This is a genomic window from Pseudomonas sp. B111, from assembly GCF_026428275.1.
Taxonomy (GTDB): Bacteria; Pseudomonadota; Gammaproteobacteria; order Pseudomonadales; family Pseudomonadaceae; genus Pseudomonas; species Pseudomonas aeruginosa.
In genome coordinates, this window is sequence record NZ_CP097857.1 from 3,149,742 (window position 1) to 3,173,215 (window position 23,474).

16 protein-coding genes and 1 pseudogene are annotated in these 23,474 nt (G+C 64.8%); 4 read left to right on the forward strand and 13 right to left on the reverse strand.

Annotated features, from left to right (window positions below):
• The 13 genes and pseudogenes from tssK to tssA all read right to left on the reverse strand — a co-directional run bounded on the left by tssK (position 1) and on the right by tssA (position 14,554).
• Positions 1 to 1,332 (reverse strand): type VI secretion system baseplate subunit TssK, encoded by a 1,332-nt coding sequence (gene tssK / locus M6E97_RS14580; protein ID WP_003087620.1) that lies wholly within the window; start codon positions 1,330 to 1,332, stop codon positions 1 to 3.
• Positions 1,329 to 1,835 (reverse strand): type VI secretion system lipoprotein TssJ, encoded by a 507-nt coding sequence (gene tssJ, locus M6E97_RS14585; RefSeq protein ID WP_033939779.1) that lies wholly within the window; start codon positions 1,833 to 1,835, stop codon positions 1,329 to 1,331. Before tssJ ends, tssK begins: the two co-directional genes overlap by 4 nt.
• A gap of 5 nt (positions 1,836 to 1,840) precedes the next feature.
• Positions 1,841 to 3,034, reverse strand: a complete 1,194-nt coding sequence (gene tagH, locus M6E97_RS14590) for a type VI secretion system-associated FHA domain protein TagH (RefSeq protein WP_033939770.1) — start codon at positions 3,032 to 3,034, stop codon at positions 1,841 to 1,843.
• Positions 3,035 to 3,051: 17 nt separating this feature from the next.
• Positions 3,052 to 3,192 (reverse strand): hypothetical protein, encoded by a 141-nt coding sequence (locus M6E97_RS14595; RefSeq protein WP_003087614.1) that lies wholly within the window; start codon positions 3,190 to 3,192, stop codon positions 3,052 to 3,054.
• A gap of 88 nt (positions 3,193 to 3,280) precedes the next feature.
• The gene (locus tag M6E97_RS14600) at positions 3,281 to 4,792 is read right to left on the reverse strand and encodes a sigma-54 interaction domain-containing protein (protein ID WP_003140081.1); all 1,512 of its coding nucleotides are present in this window, start codon (positions 4,790 to 4,792) and stop codon (positions 3,281 to 3,283) included.
• A gap of 10 nt (positions 4,793 to 4,802) precedes the next feature.
• Complete coding sequence (gene tssH / locus M6E97_RS14605) at positions 4,803 to 7,436, reverse strand: type VI secretion system ATPase TssH (protein ID WP_079385781.1); 2,634 nt, start codon at positions 7,434 to 7,436, stop codon at positions 4,803 to 4,805.
• A 6-nt stretch (positions 7,437 to 7,442) separates the two neighbouring features.
• Complete coding sequence (tssG, locus tag M6E97_RS14610) at positions 7,443 to 8,450, reverse strand: type VI secretion system baseplate subunit TssG (protein ID WP_003140086.1); 1,008 nt, start codon at positions 8,448 to 8,450, stop codon at positions 7,443 to 7,445.
• Positions 8,414 to 10,201, reverse strand: a complete 1,788-nt coding sequence (gene tssF / locus M6E97_RS14615) for a type VI secretion system baseplate subunit TssF (RefSeq protein ID WP_003087605.1) — start codon at positions 10,199 to 10,201, stop codon at positions 8,414 to 8,416. The genes tssG and tssF overlap by 37 nt, the downstream gene beginning before the upstream one ends.
• 159 nt (positions 10,202 to 10,360) lie before the next feature.
• A pseudogene (locus M6E97_RS14620) lies at positions 10,361 to 10,522 on the reverse strand (PAAR domain-containing protein); the annotation flags it as partial.
• A gap of 10 nt (positions 10,523 to 10,532) precedes the next feature.
• Positions 10,533 to 10,940, reverse strand: a complete 408-nt coding sequence (tssE, locus tag M6E97_RS14625; RefSeq protein ID WP_003140089.1) for a type VI secretion system baseplate subunit TssE — start codon at positions 10,938 to 10,940, stop codon at positions 10,533 to 10,535.
• A gap of 12 nt (positions 10,941 to 10,952) precedes the next feature.
• Positions 10,953 to 12,428 (reverse strand): type VI secretion system contractile sheath large subunit, encoded by a 1,476-nt coding sequence (gene tssC / locus M6E97_RS14630; protein WP_003087596.1) that lies wholly within the window; start codon positions 12,426 to 12,428, stop codon positions 10,953 to 10,955.
• Between the two features lie 27 nt (positions 12,429 to 12,455).
• Positions 12,456 to 12,962, reverse strand: a complete 507-nt coding sequence (tssB, locus tag M6E97_RS14635) for a type VI secretion system contractile sheath small subunit (RefSeq protein WP_033939775.1) — start codon at positions 12,960 to 12,962, stop codon at positions 12,456 to 12,458.
• A gap of 35 nt (positions 12,963 to 12,997) precedes the next feature.
• Positions 12,998 to 14,554: a type VI secretion system protein TssA gene (gene tssA / locus M6E97_RS14640; RefSeq protein ID WP_003097814.1), complete on the reverse strand. Its 1,557-nt coding sequence runs from the start codon at positions 14,552 to 14,554 to the stop codon at positions 12,998 to 13,000.
• A 697-nt stretch (positions 14,555 to 15,251) separates the two neighbouring features.
• Between tssA and M6E97_RS14645 the strand changes: the two genes are divergently transcribed.
• The 4 genes from M6E97_RS14645 to M6E97_RS14660 all read left to right on the forward strand — a co-directional run bounded on the left by M6E97_RS14645 (position 15,252) and on the right by M6E97_RS14660 (position 23,469).
• A complete protein-coding gene (locus M6E97_RS14645; RefSeq protein ID WP_003083317.1) occupies positions 15,252 to 15,770 on the forward strand; it encodes an Hcp family type VI secretion system effector in 519 nt (172 codons plus the stop codon).
• A 199-nt stretch (positions 15,771 to 15,969) separates the two neighbouring features.
• A complete protein-coding gene (locus tag M6E97_RS14650) occupies positions 15,970 to 18,012 on the forward strand; it encodes a type VI secretion system tip protein VgrG (RefSeq protein ID WP_069376759.1) in 2,043 nt (680 codons plus the stop codon).
• Positions 18,002 to 18,742, forward strand: a complete 741-nt coding sequence (locus M6E97_RS14655; protein ID WP_003087580.1) for a DUF4123 domain-containing protein — start codon at positions 18,002 to 18,004, stop codon at positions 18,740 to 18,742. The genes M6E97_RS14650 and M6E97_RS14655 overlap by 11 nt, the downstream gene beginning before the upstream one ends.
• Positions 18,739 to 23,469 (forward strand): RHS repeat-associated core domain-containing protein, encoded by a 4,731-nt coding sequence (locus M6E97_RS14660; protein WP_267262671.1) that lies wholly within the window; start codon positions 18,739 to 18,741, stop codon positions 23,467 to 23,469. Before M6E97_RS14655 ends, M6E97_RS14660 begins: the two co-directional genes overlap by 4 nt.
• The last annotated feature ends 5 nt before the right edge of the window (positions 23,470 to 23,474 follow it).

The following is a 23,474-nucleotide window of genomic DNA, read 5'->3' on the forward strand; positions in this document are numbered from 1 at the left end:
TCAGTTCCTGATGGCCCAGAATTTCAGTTCAAGCTCGGAGAACTCGCCGGATACGTGGAACGCGAAACCGCCGGAGCGCTCCAGCTGGGTCATATCCTCGGCGTTGGGTTCGAGAATGAAATAGGTCTTGTTGGAGTGGAACGGGATCTGCCGCGGCGCCACCGGCAGCGGCTTGACCCGGATCCCCGGCAGGTGCAGGTTGACCAACTGGCGAATGTGCTCGACCGCACCCACCTTGAGATGCGCGGGCAGGCGCTGGCGCAGTTCCTCCGACTCGCAATTGGCACTGGCGGCGAGCACGAACGAGGCGCTGCCGAGCAGCTTGTGGTCGTGCAGGGGCGAGACCAGGATGCCGTACTGGCGGGCCTGGAGAGGCAGTTCGATGGCATGCTGCTCGAGCACCATCGACAGGACCTGGCGAATCGCCTCCATCAGCCTGCGGAAGCTGGCGCCCTGGTCGCTGTGCTGGTAACGGCTGTCCAGGCGCGGACGCTTGCTCTCGCTGCCGAAGGTGGCGAGGTCGCCGAGCATGGTCAGCAGCACCCGGTACAACTGCTCCGGATGCACCTGCTCCAATCCCAGGTAGTGGCGCAGCAGCAACTCGGTGCGATTGATCAGTTGCAGCATCATGAAATCGCCGACCTCCGCGCCGCCGACCTTGCCATTGGACCGGATACGCTCGGCGATGGTGTCGCCGCGATGGCCGAGCATGCTGATCACCTCCTTCAGGCAGGACAGCAGGTAGGCGGATGCGTGGGCGTGGAGGTAGCTCGGCACGAAGTCGGGGTCGAGGCTGATCACCCCGTCCGGCGTGGTATCCAGCACCACCGCCACCTTCAGTTTGACGTAGGCCTGGTCGCTCTGCTGCTCGCCGAGCAGCAGGCGAAAATCCGGCCGCGCGCAGCTGACCTGCACCATGGAATCCTCGCCGGCGTTGGAGTCCGCCACCTCCAGATCGTAGGCGGTATAGCGCGCCAGGACCTCGGCCTGCTCCGGCCGGCGCGCCTCGATGTGGTTACCGGTGACCAGCGGCAGGGCCAGGTAGATCGGCACGTTCGAGGTATTGGGCGGCACGTCGAGGGCGAGCGGCTCGGTGTTGCCGCCGAGTTCGAACAGGCTGCCGTCGGGCAGTACGCCGGAGGCCTGGCTGATCACCAGCTTGCCCATGTTGAGGAACTGGCGGTCCAGCTCCAGGGCGAGGAAGCCCCAGTTGTAGCTGCCCAGCAACTGGGTCCGGGCCTTCATCTGGTTGTCGTAGTAGCGGTCGTTGTGTTGCAGATGCTGCGGGCGCAGCAGCATGCCTTCCTGCCAGACGATCTTGTGCACGTTCATCGCGCGTCACCCGCCTTGCCGAGCAGTTCGCCGGCATTCAGGATGCCCTTCCGGCCCAGCTTCAGCTCTACCCGGGTCAGCTCTTTCGCCGTGACCGGCACCACGTAGCGCCAGCTTGCCTCGCCGAGATCGCGGTAGGCGGCGAGCACGCCCACGTAGCGGCTCCCCTCCTCCACGCTGAGCTTGAGTTCGACCCGCTCGCCGGGCCGCAGCTCCAGCTCCTCGCTGGTCACCAGGTCGGAGTCCAGGGTCTCCTTGGGACGTTCGTAGAGGCTGAAGAAGTCGGCGTTCTCGAACGCCACCGGGTGCTTCAGCTCGAACAGCCGCACTACCACCGGCGACGGCCGGCCATTGAGGTCGGGATTGACCCGCTCGCCGGCGCTCAGGGCGAGGTCGAGCTTGGTCAGTCTGGAATACGGCGACAGCGTGGAACAGCCGGCCAGCAGCGCCAGGACGGCGAGCATGGCCAGCGCCCTGGCTGGCGGGATCGGGCGACGAGACATGGCGATCATCCTTGGTGCTCGGTGTAGAGGGTGGAAATCAGGCGAACCTGCTCTTCGTAGGCCTGGGCGAAATCACGCGCCAACAGGCGCTCGCTCCAATCGTCGTCCTGGCATAGCGACTGGTGGTAGCGACCGTAGGCACGCCAACGGCTGCCCGCGGTGGCCAGCAACGGTCGGCGGCCGTCGCGCTCGAAACGCAGGGTCAGCTGCTGCGGCGAGAAATGCTCGAGGGTCGCGCGCACCGCCGCCCGGCTGGCGCCGAGCAGCGCCACCTGGTGCGCCTGGAGGTCGCGGAAACTGCGTGCGACGGCCTGTTCGCCACTCAACTGGCCAGGCTTGCCATCCCGTAGCAGATGACCCAGCGCCTCGCCGGCATCGCCGCTGAAGCGCAAGGGATTCTTGCCGGTATCGCGCAACGTGCTCAGCGACAGGCGCAGTTCATTTTTCAGTTCGCTGCGGGTCCGCAGGCTCTGCTGCAAGCCGCCGATGCACTGCCGCAGCAAACCGGCGGCGTTGATCGCCAGCGCTTCGCGCGCAGCGCCGTCGAGGCCTTCGAGGTCCATTCCCAGGGCCTGGCCGAAACGCTGCCAGAAGGCTTCGTCGCGACCCGGACGCGGACTGTCCACGGGTTCCTGCGGAGCCGCCGGGGCGGGCACCAGCTCCGGTACGACCAGGCTTTCCATGTCGATCCGCGCGTAGTCCGCACGCGCCCCGGCCTCCTGGCTGGGCTGGGCGATTGCGCTCAGGTCGTCGAGTTCGTAGGCATCTGCACCGTCCTGGTCGAGCGCCTGCAACGGATCGAGGGCCAGGAAGGCATCGTCCGGAATGATGCTGCCCGCCGGCTGCGGCCGCCCGACGTCCATGGCGAACTCGTCGGGCTCGCGCAGCAGCCGCGCGCGGATCTCGAAGTCGCCGAGCAGGAAGACACTGTCCTGCTCGATGCGCTGCGGCTCGCCATGCGGCAGGCGGCTGCCGTTGCCGGCGCGGATGCCGTTGCTGCTGGTGTCGGTCAGGTAGAATGCGCCGTTGCGATAGCTGACCCGCGCATGCTGCTTGGACAGGTGCCGCTTGCGATCGGGAATCGCCCAGTCGCACTCACCGCCGCGGCCGATGAGGCCGCCGTTCCTGCCGAAGGTCTTGCTGCACAGCTCCGTCGGTACGAATTGCTTGGCGCTGAGCATTTCCAATACCAGTTCCATGAGATCGCTCCTTGCGGTCACTTGCCGCGATTGACCGCCTGCGGATCGCCAAGCGGGCGATAGTCGCCGTCGTTGAATTTGTAGTTGCCGCTGCAACCGGCGAGGCCGCAGAGGACGGCCAGGGCCAGAAGCACGGCGGGCCAGTGACGAACAGGCATCAGGGAGTCTCCATGGAAGGGCCGCGGACGCCGCGCTCCAGGCGCGCGCCCGGCAGGGCTGGTTGGAAGGAAATCTCGATCATGGGCTTCAGGTCCGGGGATCGCCGAAATGAATGTTCAGGCGTCCCATGCGATAGATCAGGGTTCGGCGCGGCAGACCCAGTTCGCGCGCAGCGAGGGTCTGGTTGCCAGCGTTCCTGCGCAGGCAGGCGAGCAGCAGGTCGCGTTCGATCTGCTCCAGGTGCTCGCGCAGCTTGAGCGGCGCCTCCGCTTCCGGGGGCGCGCGCAGGGAAAAGTGTTCGGCCAGCAGCACATCGCCTTCGCAGAGCAGTACCGCGCATTCCACCAGTCCCTTCAGCTCCCGAACGTTGCCGGGAAAGCCATAGCCGTCGAGCAGTTCCAGCGCTTCCGCGGACCAGCCCAGCGGCGCGCGGCGCAGGAACACGCAGGCGCGTTCGGCGAAATGCCGGGCCAGTTCGAGGGCGTCGCCCTCGCGCTGGCGCAACGGCGGCAACTCGATGGGAAACTGCGCCAGCCGGTAGTAGAGGTCTTCGCGGAACTTGCCATCGCGGACCAGCAGGGCGAGGTCACGGTGGGTAGCGGCGATGATGCGTACATCGACCTTGTGCGTGTCGTTGCCGCCGAGCGGGCGAATCTCGCCTTCCTGCAACACGCGCAACAGCTTGGCCTGGAGCGACAGGGGCATGTCGCCGATTTCGTCGAGCAGCAGGGTTCCGCCATCCGCGGCATCGAACAACCCGGGACGATCGCGCTCGGCACCGGTAAAGGCGCCCTTGCGGTAGCCGAACAGCTCGCTTTCCAGCAGGTTTTCCGGAAACGCCGCGCAGTTCTGCACCACGAACGCCTGTGCTCGCCGCGGGCCGTACTCGTGGATCGCCCGTGCGACCACCTCCTTGCCGGTACCGGTCTCGCCCTGCAGCAACACGGTATAGGGGTTGTGCAGGACCTTGCTGATCAGGCGGCAGGTCTCACGCATCGCCGCGCTCCTGCCGATCAGCCCGTAGCCGCTGACCACCGGCGCGCTGGACGGTCCCTGCGGCTCGCCGGAGGGTTGCGAGAGGCGTTGCAGCAGATGCAACTGGGCCAGCACGAACGAGCCCAACTGGCCCAGTGGATGGGCGAATCCCTGCAGGTCCAGTGGGCGCCGGGTGGCGCAGACCACCATGCCCTCGACCGTTTTCTCCGGGCTCACCAGCGGAACGCAGAGCAGGGACAGCCAGGGCTGCTCCCCTGCCGGCAGGAAGCCGGTCTCGTGCAGCCGCGACGGCAGGTCGACGAGACTGACCACGCGGTTCTGGCACAGGGCGAACTGCAGCAACTGCTCGCCGGTGTAGTCCGCCGGCAGGCTCGACGGCTCCAGCGCCTGCAACAGGCCGTCCCGGCATTCGGCGTTGAGGGTGAGCGCGGTATGGGTCTGGTCGAGCAGATACAACTGGCTCAGCTCGCAGCCGCTGAGTTCGCCGACTGCGCGTGCGAAACCGCCCAGCAGGGCCGCGATGTCGGTTTCCCGCGACAGCGCGCCGAACTGAGCGAGCAGGGCTTCGGCGAAGGCCAGGGGTTGCGGTACGCGGCTGAACATCGCACCCACCTCAGGCGAACTCGCAGAGCACGCGGCCGTGCTCGCCCAGCGTCGCATGGACCCGCTCGAGACGCTCGTCGAGCGCCATCGCTTCCAGCAAACGGTCGGCCACCAGCGGCAGCAGGTGCGTGTCCAGCAGGTGGTCGATCAACCGTGCGCCGCTGTCGCTCTGGGTGCAACGCTCGGCCAGGTGGTCCACCAGCGCCTGGCTGTAGTCGAAAGCCAGTTGACGGCGGGCCAGACGCTCGCCGAGGCGTTCCAGCTTGATCTCGATCAGCTCGCGCAGTACCGGGCCGCCCACCGGGTAGTAAGGCACCACGCGCATGCGCGCCAGCAGCGCCGGCTTGAAATGCCGGCTGAGCGCCGGCCGGATGGTTTCCTCCAGGAGTTCGGCGGAAGGCCGCGCGCCGTCCTGGCAAAGCGCGGCGATGTGCTCGCTGGCGAGGTTGGAGGTCATCAGGATCAAGGTATTGCGGAAATCGATCTCGCGCCCTTCGCCATCGTTGGCCACGCCCTTGTCGAAGATCTGGTAGAACAGGTTGAGCACGTCCGGATCGGCCTTCTCCACCTCGTCCAGCAATATCACCGAATAGGGCTTCTGGCGTACCGCCTCGGTGAGCATGCCACCCTCGCCATAGCCGACATAGCCGGGCGGCGCGCCGATCAGGCGCGAGACGGTGTGCTTCTCCTGGAACTCGGACATGTTGATGGTGGTGATGAAACGCTCGCCGCCATACAGCAGGTCGGCCAGCGCCAGCGCGGTCTCGGTCTTGCCCACCCCGCTCGGGCCCACCAGCAGGAACACGCCGACCGGCGCATCGGGCTTGTTCAGCCCGGCCGCGGTGGCGCGCATCGCGCGGTCCAGGGCGCTGACCGCCTGTTCCTGGCCACGGATCCGCGCCCGCAGGTCGTCAGCGAACCCCATCACCTTGGCGTTGTGTTCCCGCGCCAGTTGTTCCACCGGTACGCCGGTCCAGGCGCCGATCACCTCGGCAACCAGGCGCGGGCAGACCTCGAAGCTGACCAGCCGCCCCTGGGCCTGGGCATCGGCGAGCGCCTGGCGGGTTTCGTGAAGGGCCTTTTCCAGGGCTTCGACACCGCCATGCTCGTCGGCCGGGAAAGCCTCCGCATCCGCCTCGCTGCCCTGCTCTTCCCGGTTCGCCTCGCGGGCCCTGGCCAATTGCTGGCGCAGGGCGAGCAGGCGCTCGGCGAGTTCGCGCTGGCGGCTCCACTGGTCCTCCTGTACGTGCCGCTCGCTTTCCGCCTGGGCCAGACGCTCCTCCAGCGCCTGCAGGGCATTGTGGTCGATCGGCAGGCCTGCCTCGGCATCGCGGCGCAGGGCCTGGCGCTGGCGCTCACCTTCGGCCAGCTCGCCGCGCAGGCGCTCGAGACTCTCCGGCGCCGCCGCCAGGCTGATGCGCACCCGCGCACAGGCGGTGTCGAGGACGTCGACGGCCTTGTCCGGCAACTGGCGACCCGCCAGGTAGCGGGCGGACAGTTCGGCGGCGGCCACCACCGCGTCGTCGCGCAGGTAGATACCGTGGCTTTCCTCGTAAACCCGGGCCAGGCCACGCAGAATCGTCACCGCCTCGGCAACGCTCGGCTCATGCAACTGCACGGGCTGGAAGCGCCGGGCCAGCGCCGGGTCCTTCTCGAAATACTTCTTGTATTCGGCCCAGGTCGTCGCCGCGATGGTGCGCAACTCGCCACGTGCCAGGGCCGGCTTGAGCAGGTTGGCGGCATCCGAGCCGCCGGCCTGACCGCCCGCGCCGATCAGCGTATGGGCCTCGTCGATGAACAGGATGGTCGGCCTGAGCGCTGCCTTCACTTCGTCGATGACGCCTTTCAGGCGCCGCTCGAACTCGCCCTTCACGCTGGCACCGGCCTGCAACAGGCCCATGTCGAGGGACAACAGCTCGACGTCCCTCAGCGCCGGCGGCACTTCCCCTGCGGCGATCCGCGAGGCCAGGCCTTCGACGATGGCGGTCTTGCCGACGCCAGCCTCGCCGACCACGATGGGGTTGTTTTTCCGCCGACGGGCCAGGATGTCGACCATCTGGCGAATAGCCCCGTCGCGACAGAGCACCGGATCGAGCTTGCCGTCGCGCGCCTGCTGGGTAAGGTTGTGGGTGAAACGCTGCAACAGGGACTCGCCGCCGCCCGGCTTGCCGCTGGGCGCGCCCTCCAGCGGCTGCGAGAGCGCGAAATCCTTCAACCGCTCGATGTCGAGCCGCGCCAGCAGCGGCTGGTAGCGGCTGCCGGCATAGCGCAACGGGTTGCGTAGCAGGGCCAGGATCAATGCCGCCTGGTCGATCTGGCTACGGCCCAGTTCGAGGTTGGCCAGCAACAGCGCATCCTGCAGCCACTGCACCAGCTCGGGCGCGAACACCGGATTGCGCGAGGCGCTGTGCTCGCCCCGCGCTTGCAACGCGGCGTTGAGTTCGCCGGCGTCCACCGCGGCATCCTGCAGGGCGCGCGCCAGCAGTCCCTGGGGACGCTCCAGCAGGCCCAGCAACAGGTCCTCCACCAGTACCTTGCTGCCGCCACGGGCTACGCAGCGCTCGGCCGAGCCTTCGAGGTCGCGCCGGGTGTCGGCATCCAGCGCCTGAATCAGTTGTTGCAGGTCTACGTTGATCATGCTCATCCATCCTTAATGAATCTTGCTGCCCAGCGTCACCACGCCATCGGCGCGCTCCCGGCCCAGCCAACTGGTCCAGCCAAGGCGGCAGGCGTTCTGAGCGCCGATGCGGAACTCGCGGATTTCCTCCTGGCGCAAGACCAGCCGGATGTCGTAGTCGAGCGGGTCGCGCAGGGTGAAGCGGACCAGCGCGCAAAGCGGCTGGTAGCCGGGACCGATCGGCAGGAACTCGTGGAAGCGCTGCCAGTCGAGCTGGCGGATATGAATGCGGAACTTGCCGCTGCGGTCGCGGACCCGTTCGCCCAGCACCGCGTCTTCGCCAAGCTGGCTGTTGAACAGGCCGAGTCGGTTGCGCTGCTCTTCGAGGATCGCGACGCGCCGTTCTATACACTGCTCGGCGACCAGTTCGGCATGCTTGAAGTAGTAGCGCAGCACCGACTCGATCAAGGCCGCCGAGTGCGCCCGCAGGCTGAGCAGGCCCAGGTAGGGCAGCAGACGTTTCCAGTTCAGTTCCCTGGCCTTGCGGATCTCTTCCCCGCCCAATCCGACGAGGGCGAACAACTGAGCGGAGAACGCATCGCTCGCGCCGCTCTGGAAGCTCACCCGGTAGCGGTACTTGCGCCAGATCGGCAATAGCAGCCGATGCAGGCGGTGATGGAAGAGATCGAGGAAGTTCCGCGTAGGATTGCCCTCCTCGCTGTCGCCCAGGGCCTGCTCGCTGTAGAACGCCGGCAACGGCGAACTGGCACCGAACAAGCCGATCAGGTTGAAACGCAGCCGCGCCCGCAGCATGCCGCGCTCTTCGAAGAACTCCACCCGATCGACATCGCTGCCCGGGAAGCCGAGGCTAGGATTGGCCTGGAATTCCAACTGATCGTAGAGCGCTTCGTCTCCCAGGCCGGGATGTTCCTCGCGCAGGCGATCCATGACCAGCAGGACCGCCTGGAACAGCGAGTACTCGCGAATGCCCCGGGCCAGCGCGCTTACAGCAGGGGCTGCAAACCCATGCGCGGTTTCCATTGGTACACGTCTCCCTGTGTGCTCCTCACCCGCAACTCGTGGTAGGAGTTGATGCTGGCGTAAAGCGCGAAAAATTCGTTCAGAACCGAAGCGAACACGAACAGGTCGCCCTCGCCGATGTAGCCTTCCGGATCGATCGTCAGCTCGGTACGCAAGCCGCGCAGCGGCAGGCCCCGATGCAGGCGGTCGACATGCTCGTGGCGGACCGCCTTGAGCCCGCCCAGCAGGCGCTTGCTGACCTTCGCCGCATGCTGGTCGTAGTAGCGCGGCAGGTCGTAGGTTTCGAGGATCACCTTGAGCGCGTCGACGTTGGCCAGCGACAGGTAGTTGAGCGACATGTTGCTGATCAGCTTCCAGAGGAAATCGCGGTTCAGCGGCGGCGCGTAGCTCGGCGTCGCCGGGGTGATATTGCGGAAACCGAGGAATTCCGGCGTGCCTTCGCAGGCGACGCAGATATCGCCCAGGCGCAGCCGTTGGGGCAGGTTCTGGTTGGTGCAGGTCAGTTCCACCGACAGCGTCTCGATCTGCTCGGGATGGCGGATGCCGAAGCTCAGGTAGGTGTCCAGGCCATCGTGCAGCAACGAGGTCCGTTGCCGGACGCTGTAGTGGGGCCGTGCTTCGGGAACGTCGAAGCTGGGATCGTGCTCGAAGGACTCGAACGGTACGTAAGCCTGGTAGCCGAGCCCGCCCGGCCGCCAGCCAGTGACGCCTTCTACCGAGAACACCCCGCAGTCCTCCAGGCTGTATTCGGCCGGCATCAGCAGGTACTCGTCCTGCTTGCCGTCGAGGCGGATCGGCAGCGCATCGTGGCGGAACAGGTTGGCCACCGGCGTACAGTACAGCTTGACGTTCTCCAGCGTCGGGTGCAGGCGCTGGATGCCGCTCTTGCGGATATCGAAGCGCAACTCGAGGCCGCGGACCTGCTTGAGGGTTTCCTCGGGCAGCGCGCCGAGCAGGTCAAGGCCATCCACGTCGACGAACAGGAACTTGTCCTGGAACGCGAAGTACTCCTGCAGGTAGCGATAGCCACGGAAGGTATTCAGCGGATAGGGAATCAACGCCTCGTCTTCGGCGAAACCCACCGGCTGCACCCGCTCGCCCGTCAGGCGGAACGACATCGGCTTGCCGGCCACGCCATCCAGCGGCCGCCCATGGGCGTCCAGCGGAATCAGTTGGATGCTCTCCAGGTTGCGCAGCAGGCACAGATAGAGCATCTGGCTGATGTAGCGCTCGCCGGCCAGGTGCAGGCGCAGCCGACTCAGGCCCAGCTCGCCGAGATGCCCGTCGCAGTTCATCGCCAGGCGCAGGCCGAGCAGCGCACCCTCGCCGGTCACCGAATAGTTGAGCGCCTCCAGCACCAGCGGCAGGACTTCGGTGGCGTAGCAGGTACGGAAGCGACAGGCGACCTCGCCCACCGGCCGGCTCTCGACCGGCGTATCGCGCTCCACGCGCAGCGCCCCGCCCGGGCGGGTCAGGGGGTCGAACTGGAGAATGCTGAAAGCCGGCAGCGGGCGCATATAGTTCGGCCACAGCAGGTGCATCATAGAGTGGCTGAGTTCCGGCAACTCGTCGTCCAGCTTCTGCCGCAACCGCCCGGTCAGGAAGGCAAAGCCCTCGAGCAGGCGCTCAACATCCGGATCGCGTCCGACCTGCCCGAGAAACGGGGCCAGGGCCGGGCTACGCTCGGCGAAACGGCGCCCCAGCTGGCGCAGTGCGGTGAGTTCGCTCTGGTAGTAATGATTGAAGGACACGGCTTACCTGCTGGATATCGTTTCACTGATGGCAGTCGTCTGACCGCTGCCGCCAAAACCGCAATGACATTTCTGGCCTGAAGATCGGAAACCCACGGTGTCCGTTGTCTTTCCGTAATCGACCCGATTCGCGCCCATCTCAGAAGACCTCATGGACGAACCAGGCATCGAAGCGCGCCAGGCCGAGGCGTCACCCTGGCGGGCCGCCGCGAGGCCGTCGAAGAACACGTCGGCGGAACCGACGACGATGGGATTGCTGCCATGCCCGGGGAGCGGACAAGCGGTAGGATCGGAAACGCGGGCTGCGGGTTTGCCGGACATCGAAACCTCCTTAGCTGACCTTCACCTGGCCGCTGCCATCCAGGCATGCGGAAAAACTCACCTGGCGCTTGAAACCTTCCACCTCCAGCAACCCTTCGATGCTGAAGGCCAGGCGGAGCTGGTCGTTGTCGCGCGGCAGGGAAACGACACGCACGTTGCTCAAGCGCGGTTCGTAAGCCTCGATGAAACCTTCGATGGCCGAGCGGGCCTGGCTCAGGGAGTCGTGCAGGCTCAGGCGCATGTCGTTGAGATCGGGCAACCCGTAGTCGGACAGCGTCTGCACGCTGCCCGCCCGGGTGCTGAGCATCTTGCCCAGATGGGCAGCCACCGACGCCATGGCGGAAACCTCGCGGCTCCAGCCGACGCGCTTATCCGCGTCGCCGTTCAGGCGCTCGAACAGGCTGCCGTATCCGGTCATGGAAAGCTCCGCTTACTCTTTGTCCAGCTTGCCGACCAGCGACAGGGTGAAGTCCGCCCCCATGTACTTGAAGTGCGGGCGCACGTTCAGGCTGACGCGGTACCAGCCCGGCTCGCCCTCGACGTCACTGACGATGATCTGTGCAGCGCGCAGCGGGCGACGGCCGCGCACTTCGGCGCTGGGGTTTTCCTGGTCGGCGACGTACTGGCGGATCCACTTGTTCAGCTCCAGCTCGAGGTCGGTACGCTCCTTCCACGACCCCAGCTGTTCGCGTTGCAGGACCTTCAGGTAATGGGCCAGGCGGTTGACGATCATCATGTACGGCAACTGGGTGCCGAGCTTGTAGTTCAGCTCCGCGGCCTTGCCTTCGGCGCTGATGCCGAAGAACTTCGGCTTCTGCACCGAGCTGGCGGAGAAGAACGCGGCGTTGTCGCTGCCCTTGCGCATGGTCAGGGAAATGAAGCCTTCCTCGGCCAGTTCGTACTCGCGGCGATCGGACACCAGCACCTCGGTGGGGATCTTGGTCTCGATCTCGCCCATGCTCTCGAAGTGGTGCAAAGGCAGGTCCTCCACCGCACCGCCGCTCTGCGGGCCGATGATGTTCGGGCACCAGCGATACTTGGCGAAGCTGTCGGTCAGCTTGGTGCCGAAGGCATAGGCGGTGTTGCCCCACAGGTAATGCTCGTGGCTGTTGGCCACGGTCTCCTTGTAGGCGAACGACTTGACCGGATTCTCTTCCGGATCGTAGGGCGTGCGCAGCAGGAAGCGCGGTACGGTCAGCGCCACGTAGCGGGAATCCTCGGACTGGCGGAAGCTCTGCCACTTGGCGAACTGCGGGCCTTCGAAATGATCCTTCAGGTCCTTCAGGTCCGGCAGGCCGGTGAAGCTTTCCAGGCCGAAGAACTTCGGACCGGCGGCCGCCACGAACGGCGCATGGGCCATGCAGGCCACGCTGGAGACGTATTGCATCAGCTTGACGTCGGGCGAACTGGGCGACATGTAGTAGTTGGCGATGATGGCGCCGACCGGCTGGCCACCGAACTGGCCGTATTCGGCGGTGTAGATGTGCTTGTACAGGCCGGACTGCATCACCTCGGGCGAGTCCTCGAAATCGTCCAGCAGGTCCTGCTTGGAAACGCTGAGAATCTCGATCTTGATGTTCTCGCGGAAGTTGGTGCGGTCGACCAGCAGTTGCAGGCCGCGCCAGGCCGACTCCAGCGCCTGGAAATCGGGATGATGGAGAATCTCGTCCATCTGCGTGCTGAGCTTGGCATCGATCTCGGCGATCATCCGGTCGACCATCGCCTTCTTCACCGGCTCGCCGTCGTTCTGCGGCTTGAGCAATTCCTCGATGAAGGCGGAGACGCCGCGCTTGGCGATGTCGTAGGCCTCGTCGTCCGGGCTCAGGCGGGTCTCGGCGATGATGCTGTCGAGAATGTTGTATTCGCCGTTCTGGTTCCGGCCTTGCTGTGCGGCACTGGTGCTCATGTATCTGCTTCCTTGGCTAGGGGTGGCTCAGGCGTCCTGGGAGGGGGCGGCGCTCAGCCCCAGCTCGCCCAGCACACGGCTACGGGACTCGTCGTCGGCGAGTACGCTTTCGATGGCCTTGCGGAACGCCGGGGCGTTGCCCAGCGGGCCCTTGAGGGCCACCAGCGCATCGCGCAACTCCATCAGCTTCTTCAGCTCGGGCACCTGCTCGACGATGCTGGCCGGGTTGAAGTCCTTCATCGAGTTGATCTGCAGCCCCACCGCCAGCTCGTCGCTGCCGCCCTCCTCCTGGAGACGATTGGGTACGCTCAGCGTCAGCCCCAGCTCCTGCTTGGCCAGGACCTCGTCGAAGGTCATCTTGTCGATGCCGATCGGCTTGCGGTCCTCCACCTTGCGCTCATCCGCGCGCTGGATGTAATCGCCGATCGCCAGTAGCTTCAACGGCAGTTCGATTTCTTCCTGGGCACCGCCAGTGGCGGGCTTGAAGGTGACGTTGATGCGTTCCTTTGGGGCTACCGAGCCTTCTTTGGCCATGGCTTTTTCTCCTTGAGAATTGAGGGCGCGAAGCCCTATTCGAGCACCACCTCGAGATCGAGGTGGCACAGCCTGCGATAAATGTCTTCCTTGCGTTCTCGCACGGCGTGGTTCTGCGGCAACAGCTCGCAGCAGCTATGCAGCAGGTGCAGTACATCCAGCGCCAGATCGGGCTCCCAGGCGTGCAATCCCGATTCGTGCAACTGATGGTCGAGGCTCTCCAGCTGGGTCTTGGCCAGCTCGTACTTCTTCGCCAGGAAGCACAGTCGCGCGAGGCTCAGTTGCCAGAAGAACCGGGCTCGCCCGCCGTGGGCGCGCTTCATGCCCTGCTTCAACACCTGTACCGCCGCCTTCAGGCCGTCCTTGCGCAACACCGGCTGGACCTCGTCCAGGGCGACGTCCCATTCGGCCTGCAGGGCCACGGTCTCGACCTTGCGCGGCGCACTGTCGTTCTGGAGATGGGGCATGACATGGGCGCTGATCCAGCCACGGGTGGCCGCATCGGCGAATGCGCTGCCGTCGTGGAAACGCAGCTCCACCAGCCCCGGCAGACGCTGCAGGAGCAAGGCGAAATGCATTTCGACTTCCCGCATCGCCTGCTCGGCGTTGAGCCCTTGCAGGCACTCCCAGACCAGGCGCTGGCCGTCGAACCAGAACGGCGCCCGTGCCAGGCTCGCCTCCAGCTCCACCAGGAGATCGGCGTACAGGCCCTGGGCGAAACGCTCCTGGTAGCTTTTCAGCTTGTCCGCCGGCACTCCCCTTAGCGCAGTGACCTGTTCGGCATTGCGCTCGGGCATGGACTCGATGGGCAGCCAGAGCATCGTCCGGTTGAGGCGCAGCGCGCGCAGATCGGTGGCTTTCTGCTTCAGCCACCAGGCGCACAGGGGGCGTGCGGCCTCCTGCTGGGCGCGCATGGCCTTGTGGGCGTCGCGCTCGTTGTCGATGGGCGCACCCGGCGCCAGCAACTGGCTGGCCGCCTGCTTGACCTGGGCCACCACGGCGCCGACCACGCCAGGTTCGGGCTGGTTGTCGGCGGCGCGCTGGAGCATGCCCGAAAGGCGTCGGCTGATCGGCAGCAACAAGGGCGCGTCGTCGCCCAGTTGCGCGGTCAGCGCGGTATCGAGTTTTTCCAGGTGCTCGGCGAGACGCCGGAACAGGGGGAGTTGCTCCTTGATCGGTACGTTTTCGTTCAGCGCCTGCTCCAGCCGGGGCACCAGCCAGGCAATGGCCGCGGCGCGAGTGCGCGCCTTGAGCGGATGGATCTCGACCCAGTGCCGGCTGCACAGACGTTCCAGCAATCCCAGTCCGGCCAGCAAACCGGGAAAGGATTCCCGTTGGTAGAGGGCCCAGGTCAACCAGGCTGCAACACGCAGGTCCTTGGATTGGGCACGAAGCAGCGCTTCGCTGTTTTCCAGGATTTTCAACCAGTCGGTCTGGCCGTTCTCATGGAGCGAGAGCGCCTTGCCCAGCTCATTTTCCAGCGCCTCGTATTCGCTGGAAAAACGCACATCCTCACCCGCAAAGACATCCTTTGAAATCGGCTGTTCCGCGAGTTCCAGATAATGCGAGGAGAGCTTGCTCGAATAGGTCATCCTAACCCTTCAATGCACACCATGTGCGCCAATGAATATCTTAACAATTCAACTAGTTGGCATAAAAACCGAACGAAAATCCCAATAGTCTGAAGAGCTCTTTGCCTTTTCCATGAAAACAACATAAAAACTGGCAAGCAACAGGACATTCCCTCTTTGGGAATTTTCCTATTCATTGATACGAATCAATGAAAGATTTTCAGCCAAACGTCAGGCGTCTGCGTCCATGCCCTTTACGGCTTGGCTATAGCCATCATAACGACATTGATGGCCATTTGGAAAACCCTACCAAAACAGGTAGTTAACAATTTATAAAAAATAAGGCAGACAACAGTGGATTCCTCTGGAGAGCCTCGAAACATAGGCCTTCCAAGCGGACCAACAGCTGATTTAGAGCGTAATAGCGATTGTGCAAGAAGTTGCACAATGAAAACCAAGAAACATCCCCAATAACAGCCCACAGCCCTTGAAAATACTGGCCTGGACACTACTGCGCAAAAAGTTGCACAGCACTGCGCAACTTCTTGCTCAATTCACTTGTTATTTTTCATTCAAAACGAGACATGGATAACAATTATCCGTCGGATGCGTTTGATTTATAAGGATAGTTAAAACACTGGCATGAGAATTGTTAGGTGAAGTTGCCCGAGGGGTGGTCCAACCCGCGGGATTTCCTACTCACGCAAGGAGAGCATCCATGGCAACCCCCGCCTATATGTCCATCACCGGCACCAAGCAGGGCCTGATCACCGCCGGCGCCTTCACCGAGGATTCGGTCGGCAACACCTACCAGGAAGGCCACGAGGACCAGGTGATGGTCCAGGGCTTCAACCACGAAGTGATCATCCCGCGCGATCCGCAGTCCGGCCAGCCGACCGGCCAGCGCGTGCACAAGCCGGTGGTCATCACCAAGGTCTTCGACAAGGCCTCGCCGCTGCTGCTGGCCGCCCTGACCTCCGGCGAGCGCCTGACCAAGGTGGAGATCCAGTGGTACCGCACCTCCGCCGCCGGCACCCAGGAGCACTACTACACCACCGTCCTGGAAGACGCGATCATCGTCGACATCAAGGACTACATGCATAACTGCCAGGACCCGGGCAACGCCCACTTCACCCACCTGGAAGACGTGCACTTCACCTACCGCAAGATCACCTGGACCCACGAAGTCTCCGGCACCTCCGGCTCCGACGACTGGCGCTCCCCGGTCGCCGGCTGAGCCGCGACCGCCGCACGCGGCCAGCCTCGCTGGCCGTCGTGCCCTCGATGACCCACAGCGCCGTGGCCAGGAAAGCCCGCGCCGGGTCGATGCCGCTTTGTTTGTTGTAGGCAGCTTCCGATCGAGCCTGCGCGCCCTTGTCTCGCCCGCGCCAGGCAGGACAATCGATTCGGTCGCCTGCGCCAGTGAGGGACAACGGATGTTCGCAGCAGCCAACCAGACCCATTTCAGCCTCGCCATCGACGGCCTCGCCCTCGACCTGCAGGTGCTCTCCTTCAGCGGCCGCGAAGCCATCAGCCAGCCGTTCGCCTTCGACCTGCAGCTGGTCGGCGAACGCCCCGTGCCGGACCTCGAAAGCCTGCTGCACAAACCCGCCTTCCTTACCCTCGGGCCCGCCGGCAACGGTATCCACGGCCTGGTGCGCAGCGCCGGACAGGGCGACTCGGGCAAGCGCCTGACCCGCTACCGCATCACCCTCGTCCCGCAACTGGCCTACCTCGCCCAGCGCACCAACCAGCGCATCTTCCAGCACCTCACGGTGCCGCAGATCGTCGGCCGGGTGCTGGAGGAACACGGCATCCTCGCCGACGCCTACCGCTTCCAGCTCGGCACCCGCTACCCCGAGCGCGAATACTGCGTGCAGTACGACGAGAGCGACCTGCAGTTCGTCCAGCGCCTGTGCTGCGAGGAGGGCATCCACTTTCATTTCCAGCACAGCGCCACGGCGCACCTGCTGGTGTTCGGCGACGACCAGACGGTGTTCCCGCGGCTCGCGCCGGTGGCCTACCAGCAGGACTCCGGCCTGGTCGCCGACCGGCCGGCGGTCAAGCGCTTCGGCGTACGCCTGGAAACCCGCACCAGCCGCGTCACCCGCTGCGACTACGACTTCGAGAAACCGCGCCTGACGCTGGAAAGCGCCGCCCGCGGCGAAGCCCGGCCGGACCTCGAGGACTACGACTATCCCGGTCGCTTCGTCGACCGCGAGCGCGGCAAGCACCTGGCCAGGCGTGCCCTCGAACGGCAGCGCAGCGACTACCGCCTGGCCGAGGGCCGCAGCGACCAACCGTTGCTGCTCAGCGGCCACTTCCTGTCGCTGGCCGCCCATCCCCAGGCGGGCTGGAACGACCTCTGGCTGCTCACCGAGGTGATTCACGAGGGGCGGCAGCCGCAGGTGCTGGAAGAAAGCATCGTCTCCGACACCTCGGCGAGCCCGGACGACTTCCGGCAGGGTTACCGCAACCGCTTCCAGGCCACGCCCTGGGAGGCGTTCTTCCGTCCCCCGCCGACGCCGCCGAAGCCGCGCATCCTCGGCACGCAGAGCGCGGTGGTGACCGGTCCGAAGGGCGAGGAAATCCACTGCGACCGCTACGGTCGGGTGAAGGTGCAATTCCACTGGGATCGCGAGGGCCAGGCCGACGACAGCAGCAGTTGCTGGTTACGCGTTGCCTCCGGCTGGGCGGGAAGGAACTACGGCGCCATCGCCATCCCGCGGGTCGGCATGGAGGTGCTGGTGACCTTCCTCGAAGGCGACCCCGACCAGCCGCTGGTCACCGGCTGCCTGTTCCACAGGGAACATCCGGTGCCCTACGAACTGCCGGCGCACAAGACCCGCAGCGTCTTCAAGAGTCTCAGCAGCCCTGGCGGCGGTGGCTACAACGAGCTGCGCATCGAGGACCGCAAGGGCCAGGAGCATATCTTCGTCCATGCCCAGCGCGACTGGGACGAAAACATCGAGCACGACCAGAAGATCCGCGTCGGTCACCAACGCCACGACACCGTGGAGGCGAACAGCTACAGCGAGTTCAAGGCCGAGGAACACCGCACCACCCACGCCGAGCGCAAGGTGGAGGTCCGCGCCAGCGACCACCTCACCGTAGCCAACGACCAGCACCTGAAGATCGCCAGCGGCCAGTTCGTCGAGGCCGGCCAGGAGATCCACCTGAGCAGCGGCCTGAAGGTGGTGCTGGAGGCCGGCGCCGAACTGACCCTGAAGGGCGGTGGCAGCTTCCTCAAGCTCGACGCCAGCGGCGTGACCCTCTCCGGGGCCAACGTCCGGGTCAACTCCGGCGGCAGCCCGGGCAGCGGCAGCGGCGCGGCGCCGCTGTTGCCGGGGCCGCTGCGGCAGGCCGACAGCGACAAGGCCGGCGCCCTCCTCACCCCGGCCCAGATCAATACCCTGAAGCGCAACGCGCCCTTCTGCGAAGAGTGCGAGAAGTGCAAGGACGGTGCCTGTGACCTCTGACGCCCTCTCCCCGCGAACCTGGCTGGCCCGACATCCGCTGCAGGCAGGCGAATGCCTGTACGCGGTCTTCGGCAGCGCCAGCGATGCCGCGCCCCTGCAAGCCTACTACCGGGAAGACAGCCCACCCCCACCGCTCCCTCTCTGGAACGGTACGCCATATGCCGACTGGCAACCGGTGATGCCCTACCTCGCGAAGCTGTCCCCCAGCAGCGTATTCCTCGATTGGGCTGCCAGCGAAAAGTCTCGCGACTGGGGTTGGCTGGCAGTTTCCACCTGGTCGACAGACGCAATCCTAGAGCACCTACGCAGCCTCACCCAGGTACGCATGCCGGATGGCAGCGAAGTGTTCTTCCGTTTCTGGGACGGCCGTCACCTGCTACCGATACTCGCCCACCTCGGCGAGAAAGCGCACGAAGTACTGCCGATGTTCGGCCGTTACCTGATCAATGGCAAAGCACTCGAAACCGGCCAGGGCCATCTCCATGCCGCCCGTCCCTACCCCTGGTGGGAGGTTCCGCGGGCACTGGTCGACACGCTGCATGCCGACGACCCGACTACCGCTATCGACAACCTGCTGCAGTGGCTGCGCGAGAACCACGCAGATCTGTACTTCGCCTATCCCGAGCGAAGCCTGCAATTGCGCGCCAGACGCCTCATCGCGAAAGCCGTCGCCATGGATGAGATCGGCGGCCTGTTGTTGAACCAGTTGGAAAAGGACCTGACCCCATGATCTCGTCGTTCTACGCCATGTTCATGCTGCGCGGAGTGAACGCGAAGCAGCCGGATGCCAGCCAGTTGATCGGCGAATTCAGCTCCGGGGTGCTCAACCGCTATGAGGAATATGCGAACAGTTGGCTCTGGGGCTGGGCACTCGACGTCCAGCAGACCATCGCCCTTTCCGATGGGAACGGCAACGAGTTGACCAGGCTGAAAGCCGACAAGGACGCCAACATCCTCGAAGACGTCGCCTCATGTCCGGTCAACGGTCAACTGAAACTGCTGCATACTTTCGAATCGACCAGTTTCGTGCCCATCGGCAACACGCCTTACGAAATCACTCGGATAGGCAGCAGGACACCGCAGTTCAAGGGCGTACTGGATGCAGATGGGATGGCGAGCATAAGCGGCTGCGCTCCCAATACGCTGTACCAGGTCAAGTTCTACCCAGAGGTAAGCATCCAGGAGATCGACGCGCTCTACCGCTCCTACGACGACGTAATCGCCAAGCTGAACGAATGGCTTCTGGAGCAATGGAACGGCCCGCTTTCCGCCGAATGGAAAAGGCTCGCGCCGGTTGGCGACCGTAGGCGGATGGAGCAGATAACCGACGCCTATCTGGACGGCATGGGCAAAGCGCTGGTCAATCTCTGGGATGATGTGGTCGAGCTGTTCGGCATCCTCGCGAACCTCGACGAGCACGCGGCGAAACTCCTTGAGTTCATCAACGAAGCGGATTTCGAAAAGCTCAAGGCTCAGGCCAAGGAACTCCTCGGTACCGCCTTGCTGATCGCCAGCGACGAACCGCTTCTGTTCATCTATGCCAGCGCCATCGTGTGCTGGACCCAGTTGCTGCCGCCCACGACTGCCGCGGAAATGGTCGCGGAACTCTCCACCGGCCTGCTCCTCGATATTCTGCTCGGCATCATCCTGACCGGCGGAGCCGGTCTCGCCGTTCGCCTGGCCGTCAAGGGCTCGAAAGCGATCAAGGCCTCCGAAGGTGCGATGCTGCTGCGCAAAGCCATGCAGGTGCTGATCGATACCAGCTGTCGGCATTCCCTCCAGTTGCACGCGGAAAAGCTGAAACCTCTGGCCGTCCGCGGTGAAGTGATGGCCAACAGCTCCAACAAGATCACCGCACAGATCCAGAGCACCGCCCAAGGCATCGCCCGCACCGAGCCCGACACCCTGCCGCTGAGCCGAGGAAAGCGCGCGAACACCTCGCTCTCCAGCAGTCAGGCGACGCCCGATGCCTCCGCACCCGGCAGGACGCCCGCCGGCAAACCCGCCGACCAGGCCGCCCAGACCTGCGTCAAGGACTGTCCCGTTTCGATGGTCACCGGCGAGGAGCTGCTGACCCTGACCGACTGCGAGCTGGACGGTCCGCTGCGTTTCGCCTGGACGCGCCTGTACCGCACCAGCGCGGCGGAAATCGACAATGGTCTGGGCTTCGGCTGGAGCCATGCCCTCTCCCATCGCCTCGATCGCGACGGCGACGAGCTGGTATGGACCGATCACGAGAACCGCCGGACCCGCTTCCCGATCCCTGACGCCCAGCGCCCGGCGATCACCAACCGACTGTCGCGCGCCGCCATCTACCTCGGCGGCGACCCATCCGAACTGATCCTTGCCCAGGCCGGCGAAAAGCCGCGCTTCTACCACTTCCGCAAAGACCCGGACGGCGCTTACCTGATCGCCATCAGCGACGCCTACGGCAACCGCCTGGAACTGAGTCGCGACCGCCTCGGCCGGCCGCGCCGCCTCAGCCACAAGGCCGGGCGCGCGCTACTGCTGTGCTACCAGGGCAGGCACATCGAGCGCGTCGAGTACCAGGTGTACCAGCCCGCCGATAACCTGGAGGCCTGCTGGCACACCACCCAGGTACTCGCCCGCTACCGCTGCAACGAACGTGGCCAGTTGATCGAAGCCGGAAACGCACTCTACGAGGCCGAACGCTATCGCTACGACGCGCGCAATGTCATCCTCGAGCGCCAGTTGGCCGGCGGCGCCTCGTTCTTCTGGGAATGGGAAGGCGAAGGCAAGCAGGCCCGCGCGGTCCATCACTGGGCCAGCTTCCCGCAGATGGACTCGCGCTACGTCTGGAACGAAGACGGCAGCGTTACCGCGATCAACGCCGACGGCAGCGAGGAAGTCTATGTCCACGACGACAACGCGCGCCTGGTACGCCAGGTCGATCCCGACGGAGGCGAAACCCTCAGGCACTACGACGAGAAGGGCCAACTGGTCGCCGAACGCGATCCGTTGGGAACGATCACCGAGTACCGCTACGACCAGGCCGGACGCTTGGAGGCACTGCTCCCGGCCGAAGGCGAGCCAACCTGCTATAGCTACTTCGACGGCTTCGTGCGCAGCGTGCGCCGCGGCGAGGCGCAGTGGAAGTACGAGCGCAACGCTCAGGGCGACATCACCCGCCAGACCGATCCCGAAGGCAACGTCACCCACTACGCCTACGACCACCGCGGCTGCCTGGTGGAAATCACCCATGCCGACGGCAGCCTGCACCAGTTGACCTGGAATCCGCTCGGCCAGTTGATAGAAGAACAGCTTCCGGACGGTAGCGTGCGCCGCTATCGCTACGACACACTGGGTAGACAGATCACCCGCCAGGACGAAAGCGGCGCCATCACCCGGTTCCAGTGGGATGCAGCAGGCCGCCTGAGCCAGATCACCCTGCCCGGTGGCGCCAGCCGCATGTACCGCTACAACGCTTACGGCAAGGTCACCAGCGAGTGCGACGAACAGGGCCGGATGACCCGCTACGAATATCTTGACGACCTGCACCTGGTCAGCCGGCGGATCAACCCGGACGGCAGTCAGCTGCGCTACCGCTACGAAAACGCCCGGCTACTGCTCAGCGAGATCGAGAACGAACGCGGCGAACGCTATCGCCTCGATTACCACGGCAACGGCCTGATCAGCCAGGAAACCGGCTTCGACGGCCGCCGCACCGCCTATCGCTACGACCTCAAAGGCCAGCTTCTGGAGAAAACCGAGTACGGCGACGACGGCAGCGAACTGCGCACCACCTACCAGCGCGACAGTACCGGGCGCCTGCTGGCGAAGACACTGCCCGACGGCAATCGGGTCGACTACCGCTACGATACGCTCGGACGCCTGGTCGCCGTCGACGACGGCACCTGGCCGCTGGCCTACGAATACGACCTACGGGACCGCCTGGTCCGCGAGCACCAGGGCTGGGCCACCCTTCACTACGCCTACGACGCCCTCGGCCAGTTGATCCACTGCCGACTGCCCGACGGCAACCGCGTCGACTACCGCTACCAGACCGGCGGCACCCTCTCGGCAATCGATCTCAACGGCCAGTCCCTGACCCGGCACCAGTTCGGTAGCGGTCGCGAACGCCAGCGCCAGCAGGGCGAACTGCTCAGCCAATACCACTACGATGAGCAGGGCCGCCTGCTGGCCCACCAGGTCAGTCAGCGGCAGCGCCATCTCTACCAGCGCCAGTACCGCTATGACGCTAGCGGCAACCTGGCCGCCATCGAGGACAGCCGCAAGGGCATTCGCAGCTTCCACTACGACCCGCTGGACCGCCTGCTCGGCGTACGCGGTGAAACCCCGGAAAGCTTCGTGCACGACCCGGCCGGCAACCTGCTCGCCCAGGGCGGGCAATTCGACGCGCGACAGATGGAGGTTCGCGGAAATCGCCTGCTGACGCAGGGCGACCGGCATTTCGACTACGACGCCCACGGCAATCTCGTTCGCGAACGCCGCGGCATCGGGCAGAAGCTGGTCACCGAATACAGCTACGACTGCCAACACCGCCTGATCGGCGTCAGCCTGCCGGACGGGCGCCAGGTCGCCTACCGCTACGACGCCTTCGGCCGACGCATCGCCAAGCAGGTCGACGGGCGCAATACCGAGTTCCTCTGGCTCGGCGAACGCCTGCTCGCCGAGAGCGGCGACCGGCACTACCGCACCTATCTCTACGAACCCGACAGCTTCCGCCCGCTGGCCCTGCTCGACGGCGAAGGCCCGGAACAGGTCGAACCCTGCTACTACCAACTCGACCACCTCGGTACCCCGCAGGAACTGACCCGCGCCGATGGCCGCCTCTGCTGGTCGGCGCGCTACCGGGCTTACGGCAATGTGCTCAAGCTGGACATCGCCGAAGTGGATAACCCACTGCGCTTCCAGGGCCAGTATTTCGACGCCGAGACCGGGCTGCACTACAACCGCCATCGCTACTACAATCCAAGCACGGGACGCTACCTGACCCCCGATCCGATCAGGCTGGCAGGTGGGTTGAACAGCTACCGGTACGTGCCGAATCCGACGGGGTGGGTGGACCCGTTGGGGCTGGCCTCAAATAAAACTCGCTGTCCCGAAGCATTAGACAATAATCCCCGCAAAGGGATTAACTCCACATCCGGCAGCAAAAAGCCGGCAGGACCAATCGTAGAGCTGGATGCGCAGGGAAACGAGATTTACTACCGAACACTAAGCGAGCAGCACCTTGAGATACTGAGGAACAACTTTGAAGTACCTCCGACGAGTGAGACCTTCATCTCCCCGCTACAATCCTACTCCCAAGAGTATGATGGGAAATTAGTAAGACTTACAGCCAGTCCAGGCACCATGAATGAGCTGTCTAAAATTGGAGTAACTGCAAATTCCGGAACCGGCCTATTGCTTCCAGATCTCCCTCCCGCCCGAAAGGGACAGTCTGAAAAAGACTTTCTGATTTTGGCAAAATAGCCGAA

Coding starts and splice junctions, on each gene's coding strand:
- tssG (WP_003140086.1), bottom strand. CDS start 8,450: ATGGAAACCGCGCATGGGTTTGCAGCCCCTGCTGTAAGCGCGCTGGCC.
- tssA (WP_003097814.1), bottom strand. CDS start 14,554: ATGACCTATTCGAGCAAGCTCTCCTCGCATTATCTGGAACTCGCGGAA.
- tssK (WP_003087620.1), bottom strand. CDS start 1,332: ATGAACGTGCACAAGATCGTCTGGCAGGAAGGCATGCTGCTGCGCCCG.
- tssB (WP_033939775.1), bottom strand. CDS start 12,962: ATGGCCAAAGAAGGCTCGGTAGCCCCAAAGGAACGCATCAACGTCACC.
- M6E97_RS14600 (WP_003140081.1), bottom strand. CDS start 4,792: ATGTTCAGCCGCGTACCGCAACCCCTGGCCTTCGCCGAAGCCCTGCTC.
- M6E97_RS14595 (WP_003087614.1), bottom strand. CDS start 3,192: ATGCCTGTTCGTCACTGGCCCGCCGTGCTTCTGGCCCTGGCCGTCCTC.
- tssH (WP_079385781.1), bottom strand. CDS start 7,436: ATGAGCATGATCAACGTAGACCTGCAACAACTGATTCAGGCGCTGGAT.
- M6E97_RS14650 (WP_069376759.1), top strand. CDS start 15,970: ATGTTCGCAGCAGCCAACCAGACCCATTTCAGCCTCGCCATCGACGGC.
- M6E97_RS14660 (WP_267262671.1), top strand. CDS start 18,739: ATGATCTCGTCGTTCTACGCCATGTTCATGCTGCGCGGAGTGAACGCG.
- tssJ (WP_033939779.1), bottom strand. CDS start 1,835: ATGTCTCGTCGCCCGATCCCGCCAGCCAGGGCGCTGGCCATGCTCGCC.
- tssE (WP_003140089.1), bottom strand. CDS start 10,940: ATGACCGGATACGGCAGCCTGTTCGAGCGCCTGAACGGCGACGCGGAT.
- tssC (WP_003087596.1), bottom strand. CDS start 12,428: ATGAGCACCAGTGCCGCACAGCAAGGCCGGAACCAGAACGGCGAATAC.
- tagH (WP_033939770.1), bottom strand. CDS start 3,034: ATGGAACTGGTATTGGAAATGCTCAGCGCCAAGCAATTCGTACCGACG.
- M6E97_RS14645 (WP_003083317.1), top strand. CDS start 15,252: ATGGCAACCCCCGCCTATATGTCCATCACCGGCACCAAGCAGGGCCTG.